The sequence below is a fragment of the Planococcus versutus genome (genome assembly GCF_001186155.3).
Taxonomy (GTDB): Bacteria; Bacillota; Bacilli; order Bacillales_A; family Planococcaceae; genus Planococcus; species Planococcus versutus.
In genome coordinates this window covers 3,133,985-3,154,247 of record NZ_CP016540.2, presented here as the reverse complement: position 1 = coordinate 3,154,247, position 20,263 = coordinate 3,133,985, and the positions used below count along the sequence as shown (strand labels likewise).

Sequence of the window (20,263 nt, the reverse complement as noted above, 5' to 3'; positions counted from 1 at the left end):
AGGAGGTAACAAGATGGGCGACATCATTGGAACACTCTTTATCCTAATCCCTATTTTTATTATGGCATTTGCATTTAGATGGATTCGGCAAATTCGTCTAAATTCTGAGAAACAAATTGAGCAAAACAATGAAATCATTGCGTTATTGAAGGAAAGTAAACGAATGAATTAGAAGAGTAATGATTTTTGACATACTATCAAGATTCTCAAAAACCATACAAGAATAAAGTTGTTTCACGTGAAACTTTAGAGGAGGGTCTTCAGTGAAAGGTAGAAAAGTGCATATTCGTTTTTTTCAGCCAAGAGATGCTGCGCAAAAACTGAAACTAGAAATAGCAAATCGTGACTTTTTTGAAACCTATTCGGTGACGCGTTATTCGGACTTTTATACACTTGAGATGCAACAAGAGCTTATTGAAATTTACGCTGATCAAAAAGAAGATGATCTATCGTATAGCTTTGGAATTTTTGAGAATGAATCCGATTTGTTGGTCGGAACGATTAGCTTAGTACAAGTCATTAGGGGGCCAATGCAAAGCGCGATATTGGGATACGCACTAGACAAAATCTATAACAATAGGGGCTATATGACAGAGGCAATCGAGTTAACCGTGGCATACGCTTTTAAAAAGCTAGCGCTACACCGGATCGAAGCAGGCGTTATGCCAGGAAATGAAGCTTCTATTCGCGTGCTGGAAAAAGCCGGTTTTCATCGGGAAGGCATTGCTTCGAAAAATGTTGAAATCAATGGCAAATGGCAGGACCACCAAATACTGGCGATCATCAATCCACGAGATTTGTGAAATCGAAAAGAGGTAGAACGATGGAACTTTCAACACTGACCACCAAACGATTAACGTTAACGAAAGTCGAAGAAAGTGATGCACCCCGCTTTTTTGATATTATGTCGCGCGATAGTGTAACCGAGTATTACGGGATGGATAGTTTGACTGATCCTGAAGAAGCCGTTGAAATCATTCGGTCGTTTGAAGCCGTTTTAATCGCAAATCGTGGGATGCGGTGGGCGATACGCTTGAAAGAAAACAATGAGTTTATTGGGACGATCGGGTTAAATAATTTAAATGTAAAAGCAAAAAAAGCGGAAGTTGGATACGAGCTTCATCCGGATTATTGGCATCAATACTATACACAAGAAGCGAATCAAGCCGTATTAAACTACGCTTTTTCTGAACTGGATTTACACCGTATAGGAGCTGTGACTTTTCCAGAAAACACAGCATCAAACCAATTATTGGAAAAGCTTGGCTTTATATTAGAAGGCCGCCTCCGTGGCTATTTGCACCAGCGAAATCAGTCTCATGATGCTTATATTTTTTCTTTATTAAAAACCGAATGGCTAGAAAACCTTGAGTAAAGCCTTAGCAGGACTCGTTGAGCATCGCCGTCATTAGCGGCATCATCGTTTTGCGCTCTTCAACATGTTCATCGATCCAACTAGCTTCCTTAGCAACTAATTGCCGTATTTGAAAAGCAGCTTGTGCATGGTTTTCAGGCGTCATGAAATTAGATATAGACTCTACTTCTAAAAACACAGCCTTTGGTAGCGATTGACTGATTGTTTTTAATCCTAATTGAGCGCGGTGAGGGGCATATCGGTATAACAAAACACGGGCTAAATGCTCAAGTACATGAGATAGCATTTTCGCTGCCCAAACGCCATTTCCTCTACCACCCGCTTTGCGGTATTGAAATAAAAACCACGCAACATCAATAACATGATCTGTATATTCTTCTTTGCTAAGCTCGAGATTTTGCGATTCCACAAATTGATCGAGCAAGTTTTCGGGATCGTATAACACTTTGAAAAAATCCTTCGTAGTAAACGATTCAACGGTCACGGTAAACAAATCGATGTGTAATAAATTATCAAAAACCGCGATTAGTTGAGGCGCAATAATGAAGATATCATCTTGAAACAACACCGGTCGATAAGCTTCTAAGTGAGAGAGTCGCTGTTTCAGAAACAGTTCTTCTTGTTCTTGATGGACTAAGCAATAAAGATCGATGTCTGAATGTTCATCGTGTTCATTTCTGCCCATAGAACCTTTCAAGAAAATAGCCCTTACATGGGGACTAGTGATTAAACTCGTTGTGATTTCTTCGACTGCAATTTCTTGAATAAGCATAGGTGATTCCTCCAATAACTGAATTTTTATATTATATCAGAAGAGGATAAAAATTCCAATTCAAAAAAAGAGGTGTTTTACATGCGTCAAATTATCGCGATGGGAGGCGGTGGATTCTCCATGGAACCAGATAATCCGCTACTCGATCACTACATATTGAAACAAGCAAACAAAGCTCGGCCAAAAATCTGTTTTATCCCGACAGCGAGTGGAGATGCAGATAGTTATATTGACAAATTTTATGATTTCTTCAATCAGCAAGACTGCGAGCCAAGTCATTTATCATTATTCAAACCACATACACGAAACATAGAAGCGTTTGTATTACAGCAAGACATCATTTATGTTGGCGGCGGCAATACCAAAAACTTATTGGTGCTTTGGAAAGAGTGGAAACTGGATCGATTGTTGAGAAAGGCCTGGGAGCAAGGAGTCATTCTTGCGGGACTTAGTGCAGGATCGATTTGCTGGTATGAACAAGGCGTTACGGATTCTTACGGCGACAAATTAGAACCACTCGATGCGCTCGGCTTTTTACCAGGAAGTCATTGTCCGCATTACGACGGCGAAGCTGAAAGAAGACCGACCTATCGTCAGTTTGTGGACCGAGGAGCATTGCAATCCGGTATCGCAGCAGATGATGGAGCAGCAATTCATTATATTGACCACGACATCAAAAAGATTGTTAGCTCAAGACCTGCAGCTAAAGCGTACCGCGTGTATAAAGGTGGAGAAAAGGAATTGATGGTTGAGTACTTGGGGGAGCGAAATCTTCTGAATCCTTAGCTTCAAGCTCTCTATGAGTAAACACAAACCATGTTCCAACACACATACTTCTGCTATAGTGACATTAAGGGCAGTATCATTGCTGAACTGCACCTATAAAAATACTCAACAACTGCATAGTTCTGCCTTGATCTTAAATCGACAGGGACGGAGAAAACCTACGATAAACTTCCTGCCCGTCTGTCCAAAGTTGGAGAGATGGGCTTTATTTTTGGTTTCCCTCCCAAAAGGAGAGAGAAAAATGAAGAATACAGCTTCACTTATCAAAATGAAAACACAAAATGAAAAAATCGCCATGCTTACAGCTTATGATTATCCGTCAGCCAAGCTTGCTGAGGAAGCTGGAGTGGATGTTATTTTAGTTGGAGATTCTCTAGGAATGGTGGTTCTTGGGTACGATTCGACAGTTAAAGTCACAATTAACGACATGATTCATCACGGAAAAGCGGCTCGACGCGGAGCACCCGATACCTTTTTAGTTATAGATATGCCGTTTGCTTCGTTTCACGGAAGTGAACAGCGCATACTCGATAACGCCGTCCAGATTTTTCAAGAAACTGGAGCGGAAGCAGTCAAAGTGGAAGGCGCAGATAGTGTTTTAGATGCCATCAAATTACTAACTCATACCGGCATTCCAGTTGTCGCGCATCTCGGATTGTTGCCTCAATCGGCAGGTGTTCTCGGTGGCTATAAAGTGCAAGGGAAAACCGCAGATGCGGCACAAAAACTAATCGACGATGCTCTCGCTTGTGAAGCAGCAGGCGCATGTATGCTTGTGCTTGAATGCATTCCTTATCAACTAGCTGAAAAAGTAACTGCGGCGCTCACAATACCTGTTATTGGCATTGGAGCGGGCAGCGAAACAGACGGCCAAGTGTTGGTATACCACGATACGCTTAAATATGGCTCCCACCATTTGCCGAAATTTGTTCGCTCCTACGCTGAAACAGGAGAAAGTATGAAAAACGGCTTGATGGCGTATGTAAATGAAGTGAAATCAGGCGCATTTCCTGCAGAAGAACATCGTTTTACGATGAAAGAAGAAGAGCTAAAGCAATTATATGGTGGAAAAGAATAAGTAATAAGACAGAGCCTGGTATCTTGAAAAAGATGCCAGTTTTTTTGTCATCGAAAGCGAAATTGTAACCCTACAACACTCCCTATATAATAGAAAATGGGTAGTTGAATGCAACTATGCCTTTTTAGATGGTGGGTGATGAACATAAATAGTCAATTGAAATTGTATTTAATCGGTATATTTTGTGTAACAGCGTGGGGCAGTAACTTCGTTTTTGGATCGATCTTGGTAAAGCAATTTGACCCTGGAATCATTGCAGTTATTCGCTTAGTATTTATTTTAATGTTCTTGTATACCGTAACACATCAGCAAGTGCGTGGGACGAGGTTTGATAAAAAAGGATGGCTGCTCCTGATTGCAGGAGGATTAATCGGAGTTTCATTTAATCAATGGAGCTTTTACGCTAGCTTACAGTACACAGAACCTGTAACAGCTTCGCTTATTTTAGCGCTTTCGCCTATCGTAACGGTCGCATTATCTGCTTACTATTTAAAAGAGAAAAAGCAATTAATGTTTTGGGTAGGCGCTTTAGTAGGTTTATCTGGTGTTTGGCTCGTCATTACACAAGGTACATGGTTTGTACCATCAATTGGGCTAGGCGAGTTACTTATCGGAGGGACGATGTTATCGTTTTCTATATTTATCTTACTCGTTCAACATATGTCTAAAACAATGAGTGTTGGCGCGATAACGTGGTATACCAACTTAATCGGAATGATTGGGTTGTTGCCGTTTGTTTCGTGGAAATCTTTTCCTTCAGCGCTGAATGTGGAATGGAAATATTGTGTCTTGCTAATCATTACGGCAGTTATTATGCACGGCTTATGTACGTATTTATGGAACGGGATTATTCGAGAGGCAGGAGCATCAAATATTTCGCTCCTATTAAATTTAGAGCCTTTTATAGCCATGATCTTCAGTTATATTTTATTGAAACAGATCATCAGTGCACCACAGCTTATAGGTGGATTGATTATCATTACTGGAATTCTAATCTCTTTACGAACAAAATCTTTTCGCACCATCGAAAAGCAATGAATTGACTGAATATTTCTTTTAGAAGGCTGAAAATCGATTGTAAACCTCTCCTGAATGTATTATGTTAGTAGTAAGTCATGTTTTTAACTTTACATTTAATGCAACTTCACTAGAAAAAGGTGGTTGAAAAAATGAACGGGACAAAACACAAGAACTTACACAAGGCTTATAAAAAATACGAAAAAACAGATGTAGACATTTATTATATGAAGATGCATGGAGGCGGTAGTTAATTAACTACGGCTTCTTTTAGTTAAAAAATAATGAAAGGAAGTTGAATGGAATGAAGAAAAAGACAAAAGTATTGGGGCTTGCAGGACTCGCTGCAGGAACAGTATACCTTGCAAAAAGTAAAAAGCAGAAAAAAGCAAAAGCCTTCGATATCGACATGAAAGATTTAAAAACGCCGTATGTGAAAAACTTAGGAAAGCCATCTGATATAGACGATTCTGACATGGTAGAAGAAGGTGCTTTAACAAGTGTGCAATATTACAATAGATTGCAACAAAAATCAGGTGACCTTTAAACAATTCTATACCTGTCGACTTTTTCTTCTTGCTGATAATAGAAAAAGTAAAATAAAGAATACAACTAAATTATGAGATCTAAATTTGAAAAAGTCCTTTAAGGGCTTTTTTTACTCTGTCTACAAATAAGAGCGTAAAATAGAGGATTGTATAAAAGAGTTGCCAATATACAAACAAATATCTTCTAGTAAGAAAAAAAATGATTCAAACTTTTTGATCGTCTAATCCGTCAAATAATAAGAACGTGTACGCGACATGTTGGAAATTAGAAAAGGTGAAAACTTTGTCATGACAAAAGCAGAAAAATTTAAACTCATAGAGAAATTTATAATTGAAAATCGAGAATCGCATTACCGACTTGCTTATAGCTATGTAAGAAACAAAGATACAGCACTCGATATTGTGCAAGATGCTATTTTGAAAGCGCTCAACTCGATTGACCGCCTAGACGACATCAATTTATTGAAAACCTGGTTTTACCGAATTGTTATTAACACATCGATTGATTTTATTCGAAAAAATAAACGATCAACGGTGATGGATGATGAGCTGTTGAAAATCCATTTGCCTCATTTAGAAAATGAATTACATGATATGGATATACAAGAAGCCATTGAACAGCTTTCTCCAGAAGACAAAACAGTAATTATTCTCCGGTTTTTTGAGGATTTAAAAATCGATACCATAGCAGAAATAACCGAACAAAATGTTAATACGGTCAAATCCAGACTGTATAGTGCATTGAAAAAATTGCGTATTGAAATCGGAGGGGACCTTTGGTCATGAAAAAACTTGAGAAATTAAAAAAAGACTATGATGAAATTGAAATTCCATCAGAACTAGAAGGTCTTGTAAAAGATTCGATAAGACAAGCAAAACTAGCACAGAAAAAGCCAAAGCGTGTAAAAAAATGGTCTCTCGCTTCAGCTGCAGCAGCGGCAATATTTGTTGGGAGCATCAATGTAAGTCCAGCATGGGCACAATCGATGTCATCGATTCCTGGACTTGGCGCGATTGTGGAAGTCTTCACTGTTCAAAAAGTAGCAATAGATGAAGAAACCTACCAAGCAAATCTTACGACCCCTGCGATTGAAGGCTTAGAAAACAGTGAGTTACAAAATTCGTTAAATGAAAAATACATTGAGGAAAATAAAGTGCTGTTAGAACAATTTGAACAAGAAATTGCGGGCATGAAAGAGATTGGCGAGGGTCACCTTGGAATTGATACAGGATATGAAGTCATCACTGACACAGAGCAATTGCTGTCTATTGCGCGTTATGAAGTTGAAATTGGTGGTTCGGCTTCGATGACGATGAAGTATGACACCGTTGATAAAGAAAATAGTGTATTAATCACATTGCCAAGTCTTTTCAAAGACGACCAGTATATTGACGTGATTAGTTCATATATTTCAGCTGAGATGAAGCGACAAATGGCTGTGGATGAAGAAATTTCTTATTTTACTTCAGACGGTATAACATCAGAATTTAGCACAATTAAACCGGATCAAAAATTTTATATCACCCCAACAAATAAGTTGATAATTGCATTTGATGAATACGAAGTGGCAGCGGGGTATATGGGAGTTGTAACTTTTGAAATCCCAACAAACATATTGAAAGACTTGTTGGTAAGTGATCGATACATCAACTAGTTCTGATTGTAGAAGCAGTAAACAACTCAAGGAGTTTACTGCTTCTATAAAATTTCATAAGAATTTTAAAATATTTCTTACTTTATCCAAACTATTTTTGATAAGTATCCGTCTAACTTTTTTATAAACAATTAAAGGAGTTTTAGTCGTGAACAGAAAAAATCAAAAACGTCGTTCTTTTTGGATAAATGCTTTATTAATCTTTTTTATAGGGGTACTCACAGTTTCTACATTTAGTTTAATCACAATGGCTACAAAGAAAGAAAATGCCTCAACATCTGAAGCAACTAAAGTAACGGTACCAACTAAAATTATGTTTAATACAGCTGACTCTGATGTTCCAAGTATAAAAATTATTACGGAAACGTCAACTAATGCAGCGGCTCCTTTTGTTCTTCAATATCCACAAACTGAACATAGCACTCATAATAAAGCTGTTTTTCAATACATAAAAAGAGCGAAAGAAGATTATTTAACGAAAACACAGAATGGCAAAGTCGAAGGAGATTTGACGATTTCTTATGAAATCATCCCTCATTCTTCAAAAAATTATTCAATTGTGCTAACAACCAATCGAGTGATTGGAGATGCTAGTGAACAGCAAGGAGTAGAATCATTTCATTGGAATCTTGAAACAGGTGAAAGTTTCACCATTTCGGATATCCTCAGCAATGATTCAAAACATTTAATGGTTTTATCTACGTTAGTACGTCACGATCTATATAATAATTCAACTGTGACTAAAGAGTTTTTCCAAGAGAAAATTCGTGTAGAGACAGAACCAATTTGGGCAAAATTTGAACGATTTGCAGTTACAGATGAAGCTATCACGTTTTATTTCGGTGAATCTGAAGAAGGGATAGGCATTGGTAATCCTCTAGTTGCAACCGTTCCATTAACTACTATTAATGAGTTACTGGCTGAGCCATTCCAATTACCGAAAGAAGAGAAGGAAGAGGGAATGACACAAGCACCTGGCGAGACAACGAAGAAAGTCGCTTTAACATTTGACGATGGACCCAATCCAAAAACAACTATGCAAATACTCGAGACATTAGATAAATATGATGCTCAGGCCACGTTTTTTATGTTAGGAAATATGGTAAAAGCCTATCCTGAAATCGCGAAAAAAGTTCAAGAAGAAGGTCATGAAATTGGTAATCATTCGTGGAACCATCCGGATTTAACAAAGCAAAGTACAGAAAAGGTACAAAGTGAAATCAGAGACACGAACATAATTATTGAAATGGTTACAGGTGAAAAACCAACTAGCTTCAGACCGCCATACGGAGCAGTAAATGCGGCTGTTCGCCAACAAACAAATTTACCTATAGTTTTGTGGAACGTGGATACGCTCGATTGGAAAGATCGTGATGCCTATCAATTACTGGTTAATGTGAAACGTGATGTGAAAAATGGCAGTACAGTCCTTATGCACGATATCCACCAATCAACAGCAGACGGCCTTGATGCAGTATTAGCTTATTTACAAAGTGAAGGCTACACATTTGTAAAAGCTTCCGATTTATAATAACTGCTTAACTAATAGAGGGAAAAGTAAAATATCTGTCGAAAAAAGTAGAGTAGCAAAAATGCTGCTCTCTTTTTTTAAAGGTGACTTTTCCTTCGATTATGTTAGAAAGTGAATTTGGCGGGTATGTAAATTTAATAATGAGAAAATTAAATGAGGGAGGAGACAATATGAAAGTAGATATTATTAAGCATTCTGAATGGGCAGATACAAAATTTACATTACATTTAATCTCTCAAATTTTAGGGAAGATTAAATTAGTAACGGCTCACAAAGAACCGCAATGGGCACATGTCATGCTTCCGTTAACACCCAATGGGTTTACAACGGGTTTGTTATTTGCAGAAGATGATCTTTTGCAGCTTGAAGTAGATGTCATAAATAGTTTAATCTCTGTCAATGTCAATGGAGCAACTGAAAACATTGCAATTGAAACGTCAAAATCTATTAAAGATTATTTTGACGAAATTTTTCATAGCATCCATTCAAGAGGAGTAGATGTAACAATTAATCTGAAACCTCAAGAAATGGCGTACAAAAAATTATTAAACGAGGATGATACGCCATTAACTTTTAATCAGAAAGATGCGGTAAGGGGATTAAAACTATTTCAATTAGCGCTGCACGAACAAATGAAGTTTATTGCTCCTATGCGCAGCCGCAAAGTGAAACCGGCACTTTTTTGGGGAACGTTTGATGTCGCAATGCTTGTTTTGCACGGAATTATGGAAGAGTTTCCTGAAGATCGCGTTATAGAAAAAGCGGCATTTGATGAGCATATGATTGAGTATGGGTTTTGGCTAGGCGATGATAATGTAGACACACCTTCTTTCTTTGTGTTGCCTTATCCATTTGTCAACAAAGATTTAAATCATACTTCTATAAAGCCGGAAGAAGCCTATTACGATGCGAATTTAAGCGAATATTTTTTAGATCTTGAAAGTGTCATGAAATCGGAAAATCCGAGCAAGACAGTTCAAGAATTTTTCCAATCAACTTTTGATGTCTTAAAAGTTGAGTTGGAATGGGACGATTGTTCCCATTACTTTATACCATTGAAAATGAATTAGAGGAGGAAATGAATAATGGAAATTAAAGCTGGGGAAAACAAATTTTATATTGGCAATGACCCGGTAGAGCCGGACGCTGAGGTTCATTTTGTACCGACAGGACCTAAACTAATGATTATTGATCACACATATGTTAGCGAGAGTTTACGAGGACAAGGTGTAGGTGAAAAGCTTGTGAAAAAAGCGGTAGATTATGCACGACAAGAAGATATACGAATTGTACCGCTGTGTCCGTTTGCTAAAAAAGAGTTTTCAAGTCATCCAGAATATGAAGATGTCTTAGCTACTTAATAAGGATAGCTACAGGCGAAAGCGACAATACGCTTGTTAAAGGTAGCCAAATAAATTTGGCTACCTTTAATTAGTTAATTAAAATTGTTGACGAATTTTATTTACCATGATATTATTATCTCATATTAAAGATAAATTAATTAAAGATAATTTAATTCGAGAGAAATGAGGTGGATCAAATGGAATTGTCGAATATCAATTTAAAAGCTTTAACTGTTTTAATACGGGCAACAGATGCTCTTCATGAAGTTATAAAAAAGGATGTTGCCCAGTATGGTTTGAACCCAACCGAATTTTCGGTATTGGAGTTACTGTACCACCAGGGAAGTCAGCCAATACAACTTATTGGTAAAAAAGCATTGATTGCCAACAGTATCACTTATGTTATTGATAAACTGGAAGCAAAAAATTATGTTGTTCGAAATGCATGTTCTACTGATCGACGTGTAACGTTCGTCGAGCTGACAGAAGAAGGACAAGATTTAATGAAGAAAATATTCCCGGATCACGAAAAAGCTATCAATGAAGTATTTCAAAACATTGAACCATCTGAAGTAGCAATATTAATTGAAAGTGTTAAGAAAATTGGTTATCAGGCAGTAAAATTTTAATTTTTTTAAATATATATCTCGAATTCGAGATAAAATACAATCAAAGAGGAGAATGACCCATGAATGAACTAAAAGGAATTCACCACGTAACTGCTATTACAAGCTCTGCCGAGAAAAACTATGAATTTTTCACATACGTATTAGGGATGCGTTTAGTAAAGAAAACCGTTAACCAAGATGATATTCAAACGTATCACTTATTCTTTGCCGATGATAAAGGATCTGCTGGGACCGATATGACGTTCTTTGACTTCCCGAATATCCCGAAAGGAACGCATGGCACGAACGAAATTTACAAAACCGCATTCCGCGTACCAACAGATGCTGCACTCGACTACTGGATTAAACGTTTTGAAAAATACGAAGTTGCACACAAAGGTATTCAAGAAGTATTCGGTAAAAAAACCATTTCATTCGTTGATTTTGACGACCAGCAATACATGCTGATTTCAGATGAAACAAACGAGGGCGTAGCATCGGGTACACCGTGGCAAAACGGTCCGGTACCACTTGAGTTTGCGATTACAGGGTTAGGACCTGTTCATATCCGCATTGCAGACTTTGATGCATTCAAAGAAGTATTAGAAAAAGCGATGTTAATGCGTCAAATCGCTAAAGAAGACTCGTTCTATTTGTTTGAAATCGGAGAAGGCGGTAACGGCGCGCAAGTGATTGTTGAGCACAATAAATTATTGCCACAAGGTCGTCAAGGCTTTGGTACGGTTCACCACGCCGCATTCCGTGTAGCAGATCGAAACGTTTTAGAAGAGTGGATCAACCATATGCAAAACCAAGGGTTCCAAACTTCTGGTTATGTCGATCGTTTCTTCTTTGAATCGTTGTATGCACGCGTCGCACCAGGAGTTTTGTTCGAATGGGCAACAGATGGTCCAGGATTTATGGGCGATGAGTCATATGAAACAGTAGGAGAAAAATTATCTCTACCACCATTCTTAGAAGGTGAACGCGAGAGAATTGAAAAATTAGTTCGCCCAATTGACACAGTGCGCAGCACACGGACGTTTGAAAAAGAATATTTATAAACCTATCTAGTAAATTAATTGGAACCAAATTTGAGGAGGCAACAACAATGACAAACTTAAACATCGGTATAATTTTAGGATCAACACGTGAAGGGCGCTTAAGCCCGCAAGTAGGAAACTGGGTAAAAGAATTAGCAGACAAACGCGGAGACGCGAACTATACAGTGATTGACATTGCAGATTACAAATTGCCATTGCTTGGAGAAGAAGGTACAGATGCATCAGGAGCTGTCGCATGGTCAGAAGCGATTGCAAAACAAGATGGCTTTGTCTTTATTACACAAGAATACAACCATTCCATTACGGGATCGTTGAAAAATGCGTTGGATTATTTGCGTGCAGAATGGAATAACAAGGCAGCCGGAATTGTTTCGTATGGTTCAGTCGGTGGCGCTCGTGCAGCAGAACATTTACGTGGCATTTTAGGCGAACTGTCGGTAGCAGATGTACGTGTACACCCAGCGTTATCATTATTCACTGACTTTGAAAACGGCTCAACATTAAAAGCGGCACCGGTTCAAGCAGACTCAGTGAACCAAATGTTAGACCAAGTGATTCCTTGGGCAACAGCGTTGAAAACAATTCGTTAAGCTGAGTTTCATAAAAGGTTACAGAATGCACAATTGTTTATGTGCATTCTGTGATTCATTATAAAAATTGAGCAAAACGTTTGAATTCGCTCAAAGGTTTTGCTGAGAATTTATGAAGAAAAAGCCAACAGGCGTTTTTTCAAAGAAAGGGAGGGTAATGATGAATAAAATTGAAGGGCATCATCATATTTCAATGGTTACTAAAAAAGGACATGAAACAGATCATTTTTACCGGGAAATATTAGGGCTTCGCCGAGTGAAAAAGACGGTTAACCAGGAAGACCCAAGTATGTATCATTTATTTTATGGTGACTTGACGGGAAGTGCCGGTACCGAACTCTCTTTCTTTGAAATTCTGATGGTTGGTAGAACGAAACGCGGAACAAATGCGATCACACGCATTGGATTGCTTGTTCCGTCTTATGACAGTTTACTGTATTGGAAGAAAAGATTTGAATCACTAGAAGTACAGCATGGAGAAATCACCAAATATGCTGGTCGAGAAGCGCTTTATTTTGAAGATGGCGAAGGATTGCGACTCGTTTTATTAAACAATAATGGTGAAGACGTCCCAGACCATTGGCAAGAATGGCAAGAGTCAGAGCTTCCTACTGAACACCGAATATTAGGAATGGGTGCAGTGGAAACGACGGTTCAGTCAAAACAAAGTTTGGCGAACGTATTAACAGACTTATTGGGCTACGAACTTGCTTTAGAACAAGATCATGAAGCTGTTTATCAATCCATTAAAGGACGAGCATTTGGAGAAATCGTAATTATTGAACAAGATGGGCCAAAAGAAAAGCCTGGAAAAGGGAGTATTCATCACTTGGCGATTCGCGTGAAAGACGGCGAGGAACTAAGAGAATGGGAACAAAAGATTAAAGAGTATGGTTTAGAAGTCACGAAAATAATCGACCGTTATTATTTTGAGAGTTTGTATTTCAGAGATGAAAACGGAATATTGTTTGAGATGGCAACAGACGGACCTGGTTTTACAATCGATTCAACAATCGAGTTGTTAGGAAAAAATCTGGACTTACCACCTTTTCTAGAAGATAGAAGAGCTGAAATTGAAGAAATGTTAGAACCAATTGAATAACTTAATCCATATTTAATACTCAAATAGAAAAGAGGTAATTCACAATGATTTCGATCAATCCGAAAGAAAATAGCGAGCGAGACAATTACAAATTATTAATTGGTTCGATTATTCCGCGGCCAATTGCATTTATCACCACACAATCTGAATCAGGTGTTGTTAACGGAGCACCATTTAGTTATTTCAACATCGTCTCTTCAAATCCACCAATGGTTTCTGTAGCAATACAACGACCAACGGGTGAATTGAAAGACACGGCGCGAAATATTTATGATTCAGACGAATTCGTTGTGCATATTGTAGATGATGAAAACGTTGCAAAAATCAATGAAACAGCAGCATCTTTGCCACCGTCAGAAAGTGAAATAGAAAAAGCTGATTTAACACTCATTCCAAGTAAAGAAATTTCGGTACCTGGTGTAAAAGAAGCGAAAGTGCGTATGGAATGTCGTTTAGTACAAGCCATCCCATTAGGTGGAGATGGACCTGGTAGTGATTTGTTTATTGGAGAAGTTATTCAATTTCACGTGGATGAAGAAATATATGAAAGTGGTCGCATTGATCCTAGAGGATTAGGGGCAGTTAGCCGTTTAGCAGGTACAAATTATGCGCATATAGGCGAAATCTTTTCAATCGAAAGACCAAAATAATAAAAAGAAAAGAGGAATAATAAATGGAAATGGAACATATTTTTAGAAAAGGAACAAATCCAGAAAAACCGGTATTACTGTTATTACACGGAACAGGCGGAAATGAAAATTCACTCTTGTCACTTGCACCGATGATTGACTCAGAAGCATCTGTCCTTAGTGTACGAGGAAATGTTTCAGAACAAGGCATGCCTCGATTCTTCAGACGCTTAAGCGAAGGCGTATTTGATGAAGAGGATTTAGTATTCCGTACAAATGAACTCAATGAATTTTTAGATGAAGCGGCAACGAAATATGAATTTGACCGCAATAACATCGTCGCTATTGGCTATTCAAATGGTGCAAACATCGCAGCAAGTTTGTTATATCACTTTAAAAATGCAATAACAGGCGCTATTTTACATCACCCAATGGTGCCATTACGTAATATTGAACTGCCAGACCTTTCAGGAAGAAAAGTCTTTATTGCAGCCGGAACGAATGATCCGATTTCACCGGTAAAAGAAGCAGAAGAACTTCACGAAATGCTGAAATCTGCAAAAGCTTCTGTGGAAGTTCATTGGGAAAACAATGGCCACCAATTAACCGGAAGTGAAGTAGAAGCAGCAAGACAATGGTATAACGACAGATTTTAATAAAAAGATAAACCAAATAAAAAGTTCGCGTAATAGAGGAGGAAACAATATGAAAAAAACTACTGGAATTCACCATATAACAGCAATCGTAGGTCATCCGCAAGAAAACGTTGATTTTTATGCAGGTGTACTCGGTTTAAGATTAGTTAAAAAAACGATAAACTTCGATGACCCAGGAACATACCACTTGTACTTTGGAAACCAAGGCGGCGAACCTGGAACGATTATTACGTTTTTCCCGTGGGCAAATGCATTTCAAGGTAAAATTGGAGCAGGGCAAGTTGGCGTTATCTCGTTTGTTGTGCCAACTGGTGCATTGTCATTCTGGGAAAAACGTTTAGGAAAACTCAACATCAACTTTGGAAAAGAACAACGTTTTAACGAAACGTACGTTATATTTGAAGATCCTCACGGCTTACAACTTGAGTTGGTAGAACGACAAGCTGGAAAACAAAATGATTTTGCATTTGGAGATGTTACTCCAGAAGTCGCGATTAAAGGATTTGCAGGTGCCACTTTACTTTCGGCACGTCCAGAGCAAACGGCAAAAACGCTTGAAGAAGTGATGGGACTTGAGAAAGTTGGAGAAGAAGGCGACTTAATCCGTTTCCATTCTTCTAGTGAAATTGGCAATATCATCGACTTGAAAGCGACACCTCTTGGTCGCGGAGAAATGGGTGTTGGAACTGTGCACCACATTGCTTGGCGTGCAAATGACGATCAAGATCAAGTGGAATGGCAAGAATTTGTTCGCAACCAAGGATTTGGTGTAACTGAAGTAAAAGACCGCAATTATTTCAATGCCATTTACTTTAGAGAACACGGAGAAATCTTGTTTGAAATCGCAACAGATCCTCCAGGGTTTGCACACGATGAATCACTTGAAACAATGGGAGAAAACTTAATGTTGCCTCCACAATACGAGCAGCACCGTGAAAAAGTAAAAGAATCTCTTATCCCATTTGAAGTTCGTTCAGTTGATACAACAAAGTAATCATTAACTAAAGCGATTGAATTCTATATGGGTTGTAGCTGGGGGCTAAACGAAAATCAAATCGTTTAGCCCTTTAGTTTCGCTCATTAAAAGAAGGTGAAAACTAAATTACAAAGGAGCAATGCGGATCCTTTGTAAAAACTATATAATTTTAAGAGAACTAAAGGATTTTATTATAAATTCACGCACGTAAGGAGTGAAAACGAATGACTCACAAACCCGTATTGTGGTTAGAACTATTTTTTGATTTAATTTTTGTTGCCGCTATAGCAAAAGCAACACATGTATTGCTCCATCTAGAAGACGGAGTAATTCCTATAGAATTTCTTTTAAAGTTTGTCCTTATATTTATCCCGATTTGGTGGTCATGGGTAGGTCACACACTGTATACCAATCGCTTCGGAGAAGATAGATTATCCCATCGCTTATTTATGATTTTACAAATGTTTTTCATGGTCGTACTGACGGCAAGTTTATCACCTGACTTTGATAGCTATTACATGCCATTTTTAATCGGCTATATAGGTGTTCGTTTAGTAACATCTATCCAATACTTGTACACGATGCGTGAAGTGCATGGTGAAGAGTACCAAGTGGCTAAAAGACTAGGATATGGCTTTTTAATCGGTATAACCATCTCGCTGTTATCTTTATTTTTCGATTCTTGGATTCGGTATTTCTTCTTGTATTTAGGTATTTTTGTAGACATTTTAGTCCCTATCTTAAGCCGAAAACACTTGAAAAAAGTTCCGGTTAATACGCCGCATTTATTAGAACGATTTGGCTTATTAACAATAATCTTATTTGGAGAATCGATTGTTAGCCTTGTCGCCATATTTGAAACAGAAGGATTTTTATGGAGTGAAGTATCCATTATTTTCTTAGCATTTCTATTGATCATTGCCATGTGGTGGCAATATTTCGATAACCTTGAAAAGAAAATTGATAAAGAAATTCGCACTTCTGGTCAAATCATCATATATGGTCATTTATTTATTTTAATGTCCATGAGCTTGTTCGCCGCTGTCATTCGGATGAGTTATTTGTATAAAGTAGATCCAAGCTTCCTATTACTGCTAACGTTTGGAACGGCTTTTGTTTATTTCTTATCGACAACAGTGGTTTTCCATAAATACCGTATGCCGGAACATCGATTGCAAGTATGGCATTTACTATTCTTTATTTCTATTTTAGTAGTGTTTTTAATCTTTAATTTGTTGATTCCTGTTGAAGAAATAGTTTTATTGAGTGAACTGCTGGTATTCTTCGTAATTTATACTTATGTTACGACTAGGTAATGACTTTTTAACTTTAACAACTTGAAGAAAAAGAAAAACCCGACTTCTCATTTGAGAAGTCGGGTTTTTTGTCTATTATCGAACGTAAGGAGCTGGGTTGACTGCGTTTGATCGTGCGCCATTCCATGGTCCTACATGAATTTCAAAATGAAGATGTGTACCGGTTGAGCGACCTGTGTTACCCATGCCACCAACTTGTTGACCTTGTGATACGGATTGTCCAACAGATACATTGATCGAGCTCATATGTCCGTAGACGGTTGAATGAGTTTGACCATTAATTGAATGAGTAATGATGACAACATTTCCGTAACCACCCATATTCCCTGCGTGCGAAACAACTCCGCTTGCAGCAGCAACAATTGGTGTTCCTGTTGAGTTGGCAATATCCATTCCAAGATGAGACTCTGCGCCTACTCCAATGTCACGTCCACCAAAGCCAGAAGTAAAGCGTCCAGAAGCAGGCAAAATGAATGTTGAACTACCTGCATTAGAAGCTACAGCTTGTACAGGTGCTTTGGCTGGTGTTGATGCAACTGATGCAACTGATGCAGCTGATGCAGCATTAGAAGCTGCAGTGGCTTTTGCTGATGCTGCTTGTGCAGCATTTGCTTCAGCTTGTGCAGCGGCTTGACGCTGAGCTTCAGCTTTACGTGCAGCGGCTTCTTTAGCCAAACGCGCTTCTTCAGCTTTACGTGCGACTTCTGCAAGACGCGCTTGCTCTGCGCCAATTTTTTTCTCAAGTTCTGCACTAATGTTCATAGTTTTGTTGTGTTCTGATTCAAGTGCTGACTTATCTTTAGCTAGACGTTGTTGTTCAGTTTTTAACTCTTTTTCAAGTTGAGTTTGCTCGTTTTTCTGAGCATCTAATGAATTTTTCAATTGAACCAATGTAGCTTTAGCAGCTTCTTGCTCGGCCAATTTTGTTTCTACTTCCGCTTTTTGCTCGGCAAGCAATTTTTTGTCAGCTGCCTGCTCACGCATAATTTCACGATCTGCTTCGATTAAGATGTTGACTGCTGAAAAGCGATCAATAAAATCAACAAAACTATTTGCACCCAAAAGTACATCTATGTAGTCTACTGATCCACCACTTAATTGAATAGCGCGTGCACGTTCTTTTAGAAGTTCTTCGCGTTCTGCGATTTTTCGTTCAAGTTCTTCAATTGATTTTCTCAATTTATCGATTTCCACTTTTGTTTGATCGATTTCGGCTTGAGCAACATCAATTTCAGTTTGTGTTTCGATGATTTGATTATCCAACTCGCGAATTTTTGCGATGATTTTCTCAAGTGTGGTTTGGTTCTGAGAAATCTCACCAGCTTTTTGTTGGATGCCGGAGTTTAATTCACTTTGCTTTTGTTGAACTTCTTGTTTTTGTTTCTGTAAGTCGGTTAATGTATCAGCATTTGCGGAAGGCAAAAACATAGTTAAAGCCAATACAGAAGATAAAACGACTGTTAGAAATTTTGATGTTCTATTCAAACTGTTGATCCCCTTTCATATCCGTGACTCATCTATAAGTTATGTTGAAAAAATTCTGTTATCATGATGCTGTTCCTTAAATTTGAAATCCTTAGGAAAAATCCAGCAAAATCATTGTACCATCAGATAAACCTATTTATTGTTACAGTTTGTTATCAATTAGAAATCTAAAATGACAAAACAGAGCAAAATAGCAAGTAAATGCGTAATTTTGATAAGAATATGACGGTTTAGTGAAAAACGTTAAAAGACAAATGTTTTAAATGTAACATAAAATTTTACTAGAGAAAATATAGAAGGATTTCAACAAAATAAAAAAGCCTTTCCTATTAGAAAAGGAAAGACTTTTACTTAAGCGTCTGCTAATACATCAGTTGGGTCTCGACGAACAACGAGGACATCGCATTTAGCCGTGCGAACAATTCGTTCGGAAACACTCCCCATGACAAAACGTTCAGCCGCATTTAATCCAGTTGCGCCACAAATGATCACATCGACATTTAGCTTAGGTGCGAGTTCTTTTGGAATAACGATTTTTGGCACTCCATATTCAACGATCACTTCTACTTTTTCTACACCAGCAGCAAGAGCTTGTTCTTTAAAACCATCTAGTAACTCTTCAGATGTTTTCTTTGTACGATCTGCAATTGTGCGGTCGTAAGCGTCAATTGAGCCAAATGAACGATTGTCAATAATGTGGACAAGATACAATGAGGCATTATTTCGTGTAGCAGCGGATACACCTTTATTAAATGCTAATTCAGATTCTTTAGAACCATCGACTGCTACGAGAATAGTGGAATATTTTAACGTCATTTTGCATTCCTCCTTGTTTCTTACTAGTACTCATTCGCCATTTGTAGCTTGAATTCCTTCTTAACTAGTGCAGCTTCTTCACCATACAGTGTCTACCAAGTGAAAGTTTATAAAATTCATAAGAGAATTCGTGATAAAATAAACTAAATTGATGGATTCGTAATGCGATATGGGAGGTAGATGAGATTTTGAAATCTAATATGAGAAACACCGACGCATTAACAGGCATCGACGAATTATTGTCCGTCTGCCACCAAGTAAAAGAAATAAAAAAAGGGGATTTTTTATTTCGTGAAGGAGATCTGACTGAAGGAATTTCAATCATTCGGTCAGGCAAAATCAGGATTGAAAAAGTAACACCCGATGGTCGTGAATTGACGCTTAAGATCTGTGGACCAGGTCAATTAGTAGGAGAAGTAACTATTTTTTCCGATGCCTCTAAATATGTGTTAGATGCACGTGCGATAGAAGATGCTGTGTATCTTCAAATTTCTATAAAAGATTTAGAAGAAGCGATGCAGTCGAATGGTCGCTTAGCCATAGCATTTATGAAGTGGATGGGAATTGATCAACAAAAAACGCAAACAAAATTCCGGGATTTGCTACTTCATGGCAAAAAAGGAGCTCTGTATTCAACTTTAATTCGTCTGTCAAACAGTTATGGCATCGAAAAAGAAAAAGGAATTTTGATTGATATGGTATTAACAAACCAAGATCTTGCCAACTTTTGCGGAATGACAAGAGAAGTGGTTAACCGTATGTTAGCCGATTTGAAGAAAAAAGACATTTTAAGTGTAGATGAAGGAAAAATACTAGTGCATAATCTGGGTTATTTAAAAACCGAAACAAATTGTGAAAACTGTCCGGTTTACTTATGTAAAATTGATTGATTGAAAAGCTTGCCACTGGGCAGGCT

General features: G+C 38.0%; 24 protein-coding genes. 21 read left to right on the top strand and 3 right to left on the bottom strand.

From position 1 onward, the window contains the following. The first annotated feature begins 13 nt into the window (after window positions 1-13). The 3 genes from I858_RS17250 (at window position 14) to I858_RS15885 (ending at window position 1,375) form a co-directional block, all read left to right on the top strand. Entirely contained in the window at window positions 14-172 is a 159-nt protein-coding gene (locus tag I858_RS17250; protein ID WP_204249431.1) for a hypothetical protein, read from the top strand. A gap of 91 nt (window positions 173-263) precedes the next feature. Then, the gene (locus I858_RS15890) at window positions 264-803 is read left to right on the top strand and encodes a GNAT family N-acetyltransferase (protein WP_049693804.1); all 540 of its coding nucleotides are present in this window, start codon (window positions 264-266) and stop codon (window positions 801-803) included. A 20-nt stretch (window positions 804-823) separates the two neighbouring features. Further along, window positions 824-1,375 carry a GNAT family N-acetyltransferase gene (locus I858_RS15885; RefSeq protein WP_049693803.1) on the top strand — a complete coding sequence of 184 codons (552 nt, stop codon included), beginning with the start codon at window positions 824-826 and terminating at the stop codon, window positions 1,373-1,375. Between the two features lie 4 nt (window positions 1,376-1,379). Here I858_RS15885 and I858_RS15880 read toward each other — a convergent pair whose 3' ends face one another. Next, complete coding sequence (locus I858_RS15880) at window positions 1,380-2,147, bottom strand: nucleotidyltransferase domain-containing protein (protein WP_049693802.1); 768 nt, start codon at window positions 2,145-2,147, stop codon at window positions 1,380-1,382. Window positions 2,148-2,228: 81 nt separating this feature from the next. Between I858_RS15880 and I858_RS15875 the strand changes: the two genes are divergently transcribed. The 17 genes from I858_RS15875 (at window position 2,229) to I858_RS15795 (ending at window position 17,046) form a co-directional block, all read left to right on the top strand. After that, the gene (locus I858_RS15875; RefSeq protein ID WP_049693801.1) at window positions 2,229-2,933 is read left to right on the top strand and encodes a Type 1 glutamine amidotransferase-like domain-containing protein; all 705 of its coding nucleotides are present in this window, start codon (window positions 2,229-2,231) and stop codon (window positions 2,931-2,933) included. Between the two features lie 241 nt (window positions 2,934-3,174). Further along, on the top strand, window positions 3,175-4,011 hold the full coding sequence (panB, locus tag I858_RS15870) for a 3-methyl-2-oxobutanoate hydroxymethyltransferase (RefSeq protein ID WP_049693800.1): 837 nt from the start codon (window positions 3,175-3,177) through the stop codon (window positions 4,009-4,011). Between the two features lie 138 nt (window positions 4,012-4,149). Next, window positions 4,150-5,049: a DMT family transporter gene (locus I858_RS15865; protein WP_049693799.1), complete on the top strand. Its 900-nt coding sequence runs from the start codon at window positions 4,150-4,152 to the stop codon at window positions 5,047-5,049. A 283-nt stretch (window positions 5,050-5,332) separates the two neighbouring features. Continuing rightward, window positions 5,333-5,575, top strand: a complete 243-nt coding sequence (locus I858_RS15860; protein WP_049693798.1) for a hypothetical protein — start codon at window positions 5,333-5,335, stop codon at window positions 5,573-5,575. A gap of 289 nt (window positions 5,576-5,864) precedes the next feature. Further along, window positions 5,865-6,362, top strand: coding sequence for an RNA polymerase sigma factor SigV (locus I858_RS15855; protein ID WP_049693858.1), 498 nt, complete (start codon window positions 5,865-5,867; stop codon window positions 6,360-6,362). Beyond that, a complete protein-coding gene (gene rsiV / locus I858_RS15850) occupies window positions 6,359-7,231 on the top strand; it encodes an anti-sigma-V factor RsiV (protein ID WP_049693797.1) in 873 nt (290 codons plus the stop codon). The genes I858_RS15855 and rsiV overlap by 4 nt, the downstream gene beginning before the upstream one ends. A gap of 148 nt (window positions 7,232-7,379) precedes the next feature. Then, on the top strand, window positions 7,380-8,762 hold the full coding sequence (locus I858_RS15845; RefSeq protein ID WP_049693796.1) for a polysaccharide deacetylase family protein: 1,383 nt from the start codon (window positions 7,380-7,382) through the stop codon (window positions 8,760-8,762). A gap of 170 nt (window positions 8,763-8,932) precedes the next feature. Next, window positions 8,933-9,832, top strand: a complete 900-nt coding sequence (locus I858_RS15840; protein WP_083553727.1) for a DUF5996 family protein — start codon at window positions 8,933-8,935, stop codon at window positions 9,830-9,832. Between the two features lie 15 nt (window positions 9,833-9,847). After that, entirely contained in the window at window positions 9,848-10,123 is a 276-nt protein-coding gene (locus I858_RS15835) for a GNAT family N-acetyltransferase (protein WP_049693795.1), read from the top strand. Window positions 10,124-10,302: 179 nt separating this feature from the next. Then, window positions 10,303-10,734: a MarR family winged helix-turn-helix transcriptional regulator gene (locus tag I858_RS15830; RefSeq protein ID WP_049693794.1), complete on the top strand. Its 432-nt coding sequence runs from the start codon at window positions 10,303-10,305 to the stop codon at window positions 10,732-10,734. 59 nt (window positions 10,735-10,793) lie between these two features. Next, entirely contained in the window at window positions 10,794-11,777 is a 984-nt protein-coding gene (locus tag I858_RS15825) for a ring-cleaving dioxygenase (protein WP_049693793.1), read from the top strand. Between the two features lie 47 nt (window positions 11,778-11,824). Next, window positions 11,825-12,367, top strand: coding sequence for an NADPH-dependent FMN reductase (locus tag I858_RS15820; protein ID WP_049693792.1), 543 nt, complete (start codon window positions 11,825-11,827; stop codon window positions 12,365-12,367). Window positions 12,368-12,527: 160 nt separating this feature from the next. Next, complete coding sequence (locus tag I858_RS15815) at window positions 12,528-13,469, top strand: VOC family protein (protein ID WP_049693791.1); 942 nt, start codon at window positions 12,528-12,530, stop codon at window positions 13,467-13,469. 44 nt (window positions 13,470-13,513) lie between these two features. Further along, complete coding sequence (locus tag I858_RS15810; protein ID WP_049693790.1) at window positions 13,514-14,119, top strand: flavin reductase family protein; 606 nt, start codon at window positions 13,514-13,516, stop codon at window positions 14,117-14,119. A gap of 29 nt (window positions 14,120-14,148) precedes the next feature. After that, window positions 14,149-14,754 carry an alpha/beta hydrolase gene (locus I858_RS15805; protein ID WP_049693856.1) on the top strand — a complete coding sequence of 202 codons (606 nt, stop codon included), beginning with the start codon at window positions 14,149-14,151 and terminating at the stop codon, window positions 14,752-14,754. A 49-nt stretch (window positions 14,755-14,803) separates the two neighbouring features. Continuing rightward, window positions 14,804-15,748 carry a ring-cleaving dioxygenase gene (locus I858_RS15800; protein ID WP_049693789.1) on the top strand — a complete coding sequence of 315 codons (945 nt, stop codon included), beginning with the start codon at window positions 14,804-14,806 and terminating at the stop codon, window positions 15,746-15,748. Between the two features lie 206 nt (window positions 15,749-15,954). Further along, complete coding sequence (locus tag I858_RS15795) at window positions 15,955-17,046, top strand: low temperature requirement protein A (protein ID WP_049693788.1); 1,092 nt, start codon at window positions 15,955-15,957, stop codon at window positions 17,044-17,046. Between the two features lie 75 nt (window positions 17,047-17,121). Here the strand turns inward: I858_RS15795 and I858_RS15790 are convergent, their stop codons facing one another. Both I858_RS15790 and I858_RS15785 read right to left on the bottom strand, forming a co-directional pair. Next, entirely contained in the window at window positions 17,122-18,531 is a 1,410-nt protein-coding gene (locus I858_RS15790) for a murein hydrolase activator EnvC family protein (RefSeq protein ID WP_049693787.1), read from the bottom strand. Between the two features lie 351 nt (window positions 18,532-18,882). Further along, complete coding sequence (locus tag I858_RS15785) at window positions 18,883-19,347, bottom strand: universal stress protein (protein WP_049693786.1); 465 nt, start codon at window positions 19,345-19,347, stop codon at window positions 18,883-18,885. Window positions 19,348-19,535: 188 nt separating this feature from the next. Between I858_RS15785 and I858_RS15780 the strand changes: the two genes are divergently transcribed. Beyond that, the gene (locus I858_RS15780) at window positions 19,536-20,237 is read left to right on the top strand and encodes a Crp/Fnr family transcriptional regulator (RefSeq protein WP_420812627.1); all 702 of its coding nucleotides are present in this window, start codon (window positions 19,536-19,538) and stop codon (window positions 20,235-20,237) included. The last annotated feature ends 26 nt before the right edge of the window (window positions 20,238-20,263 follow it).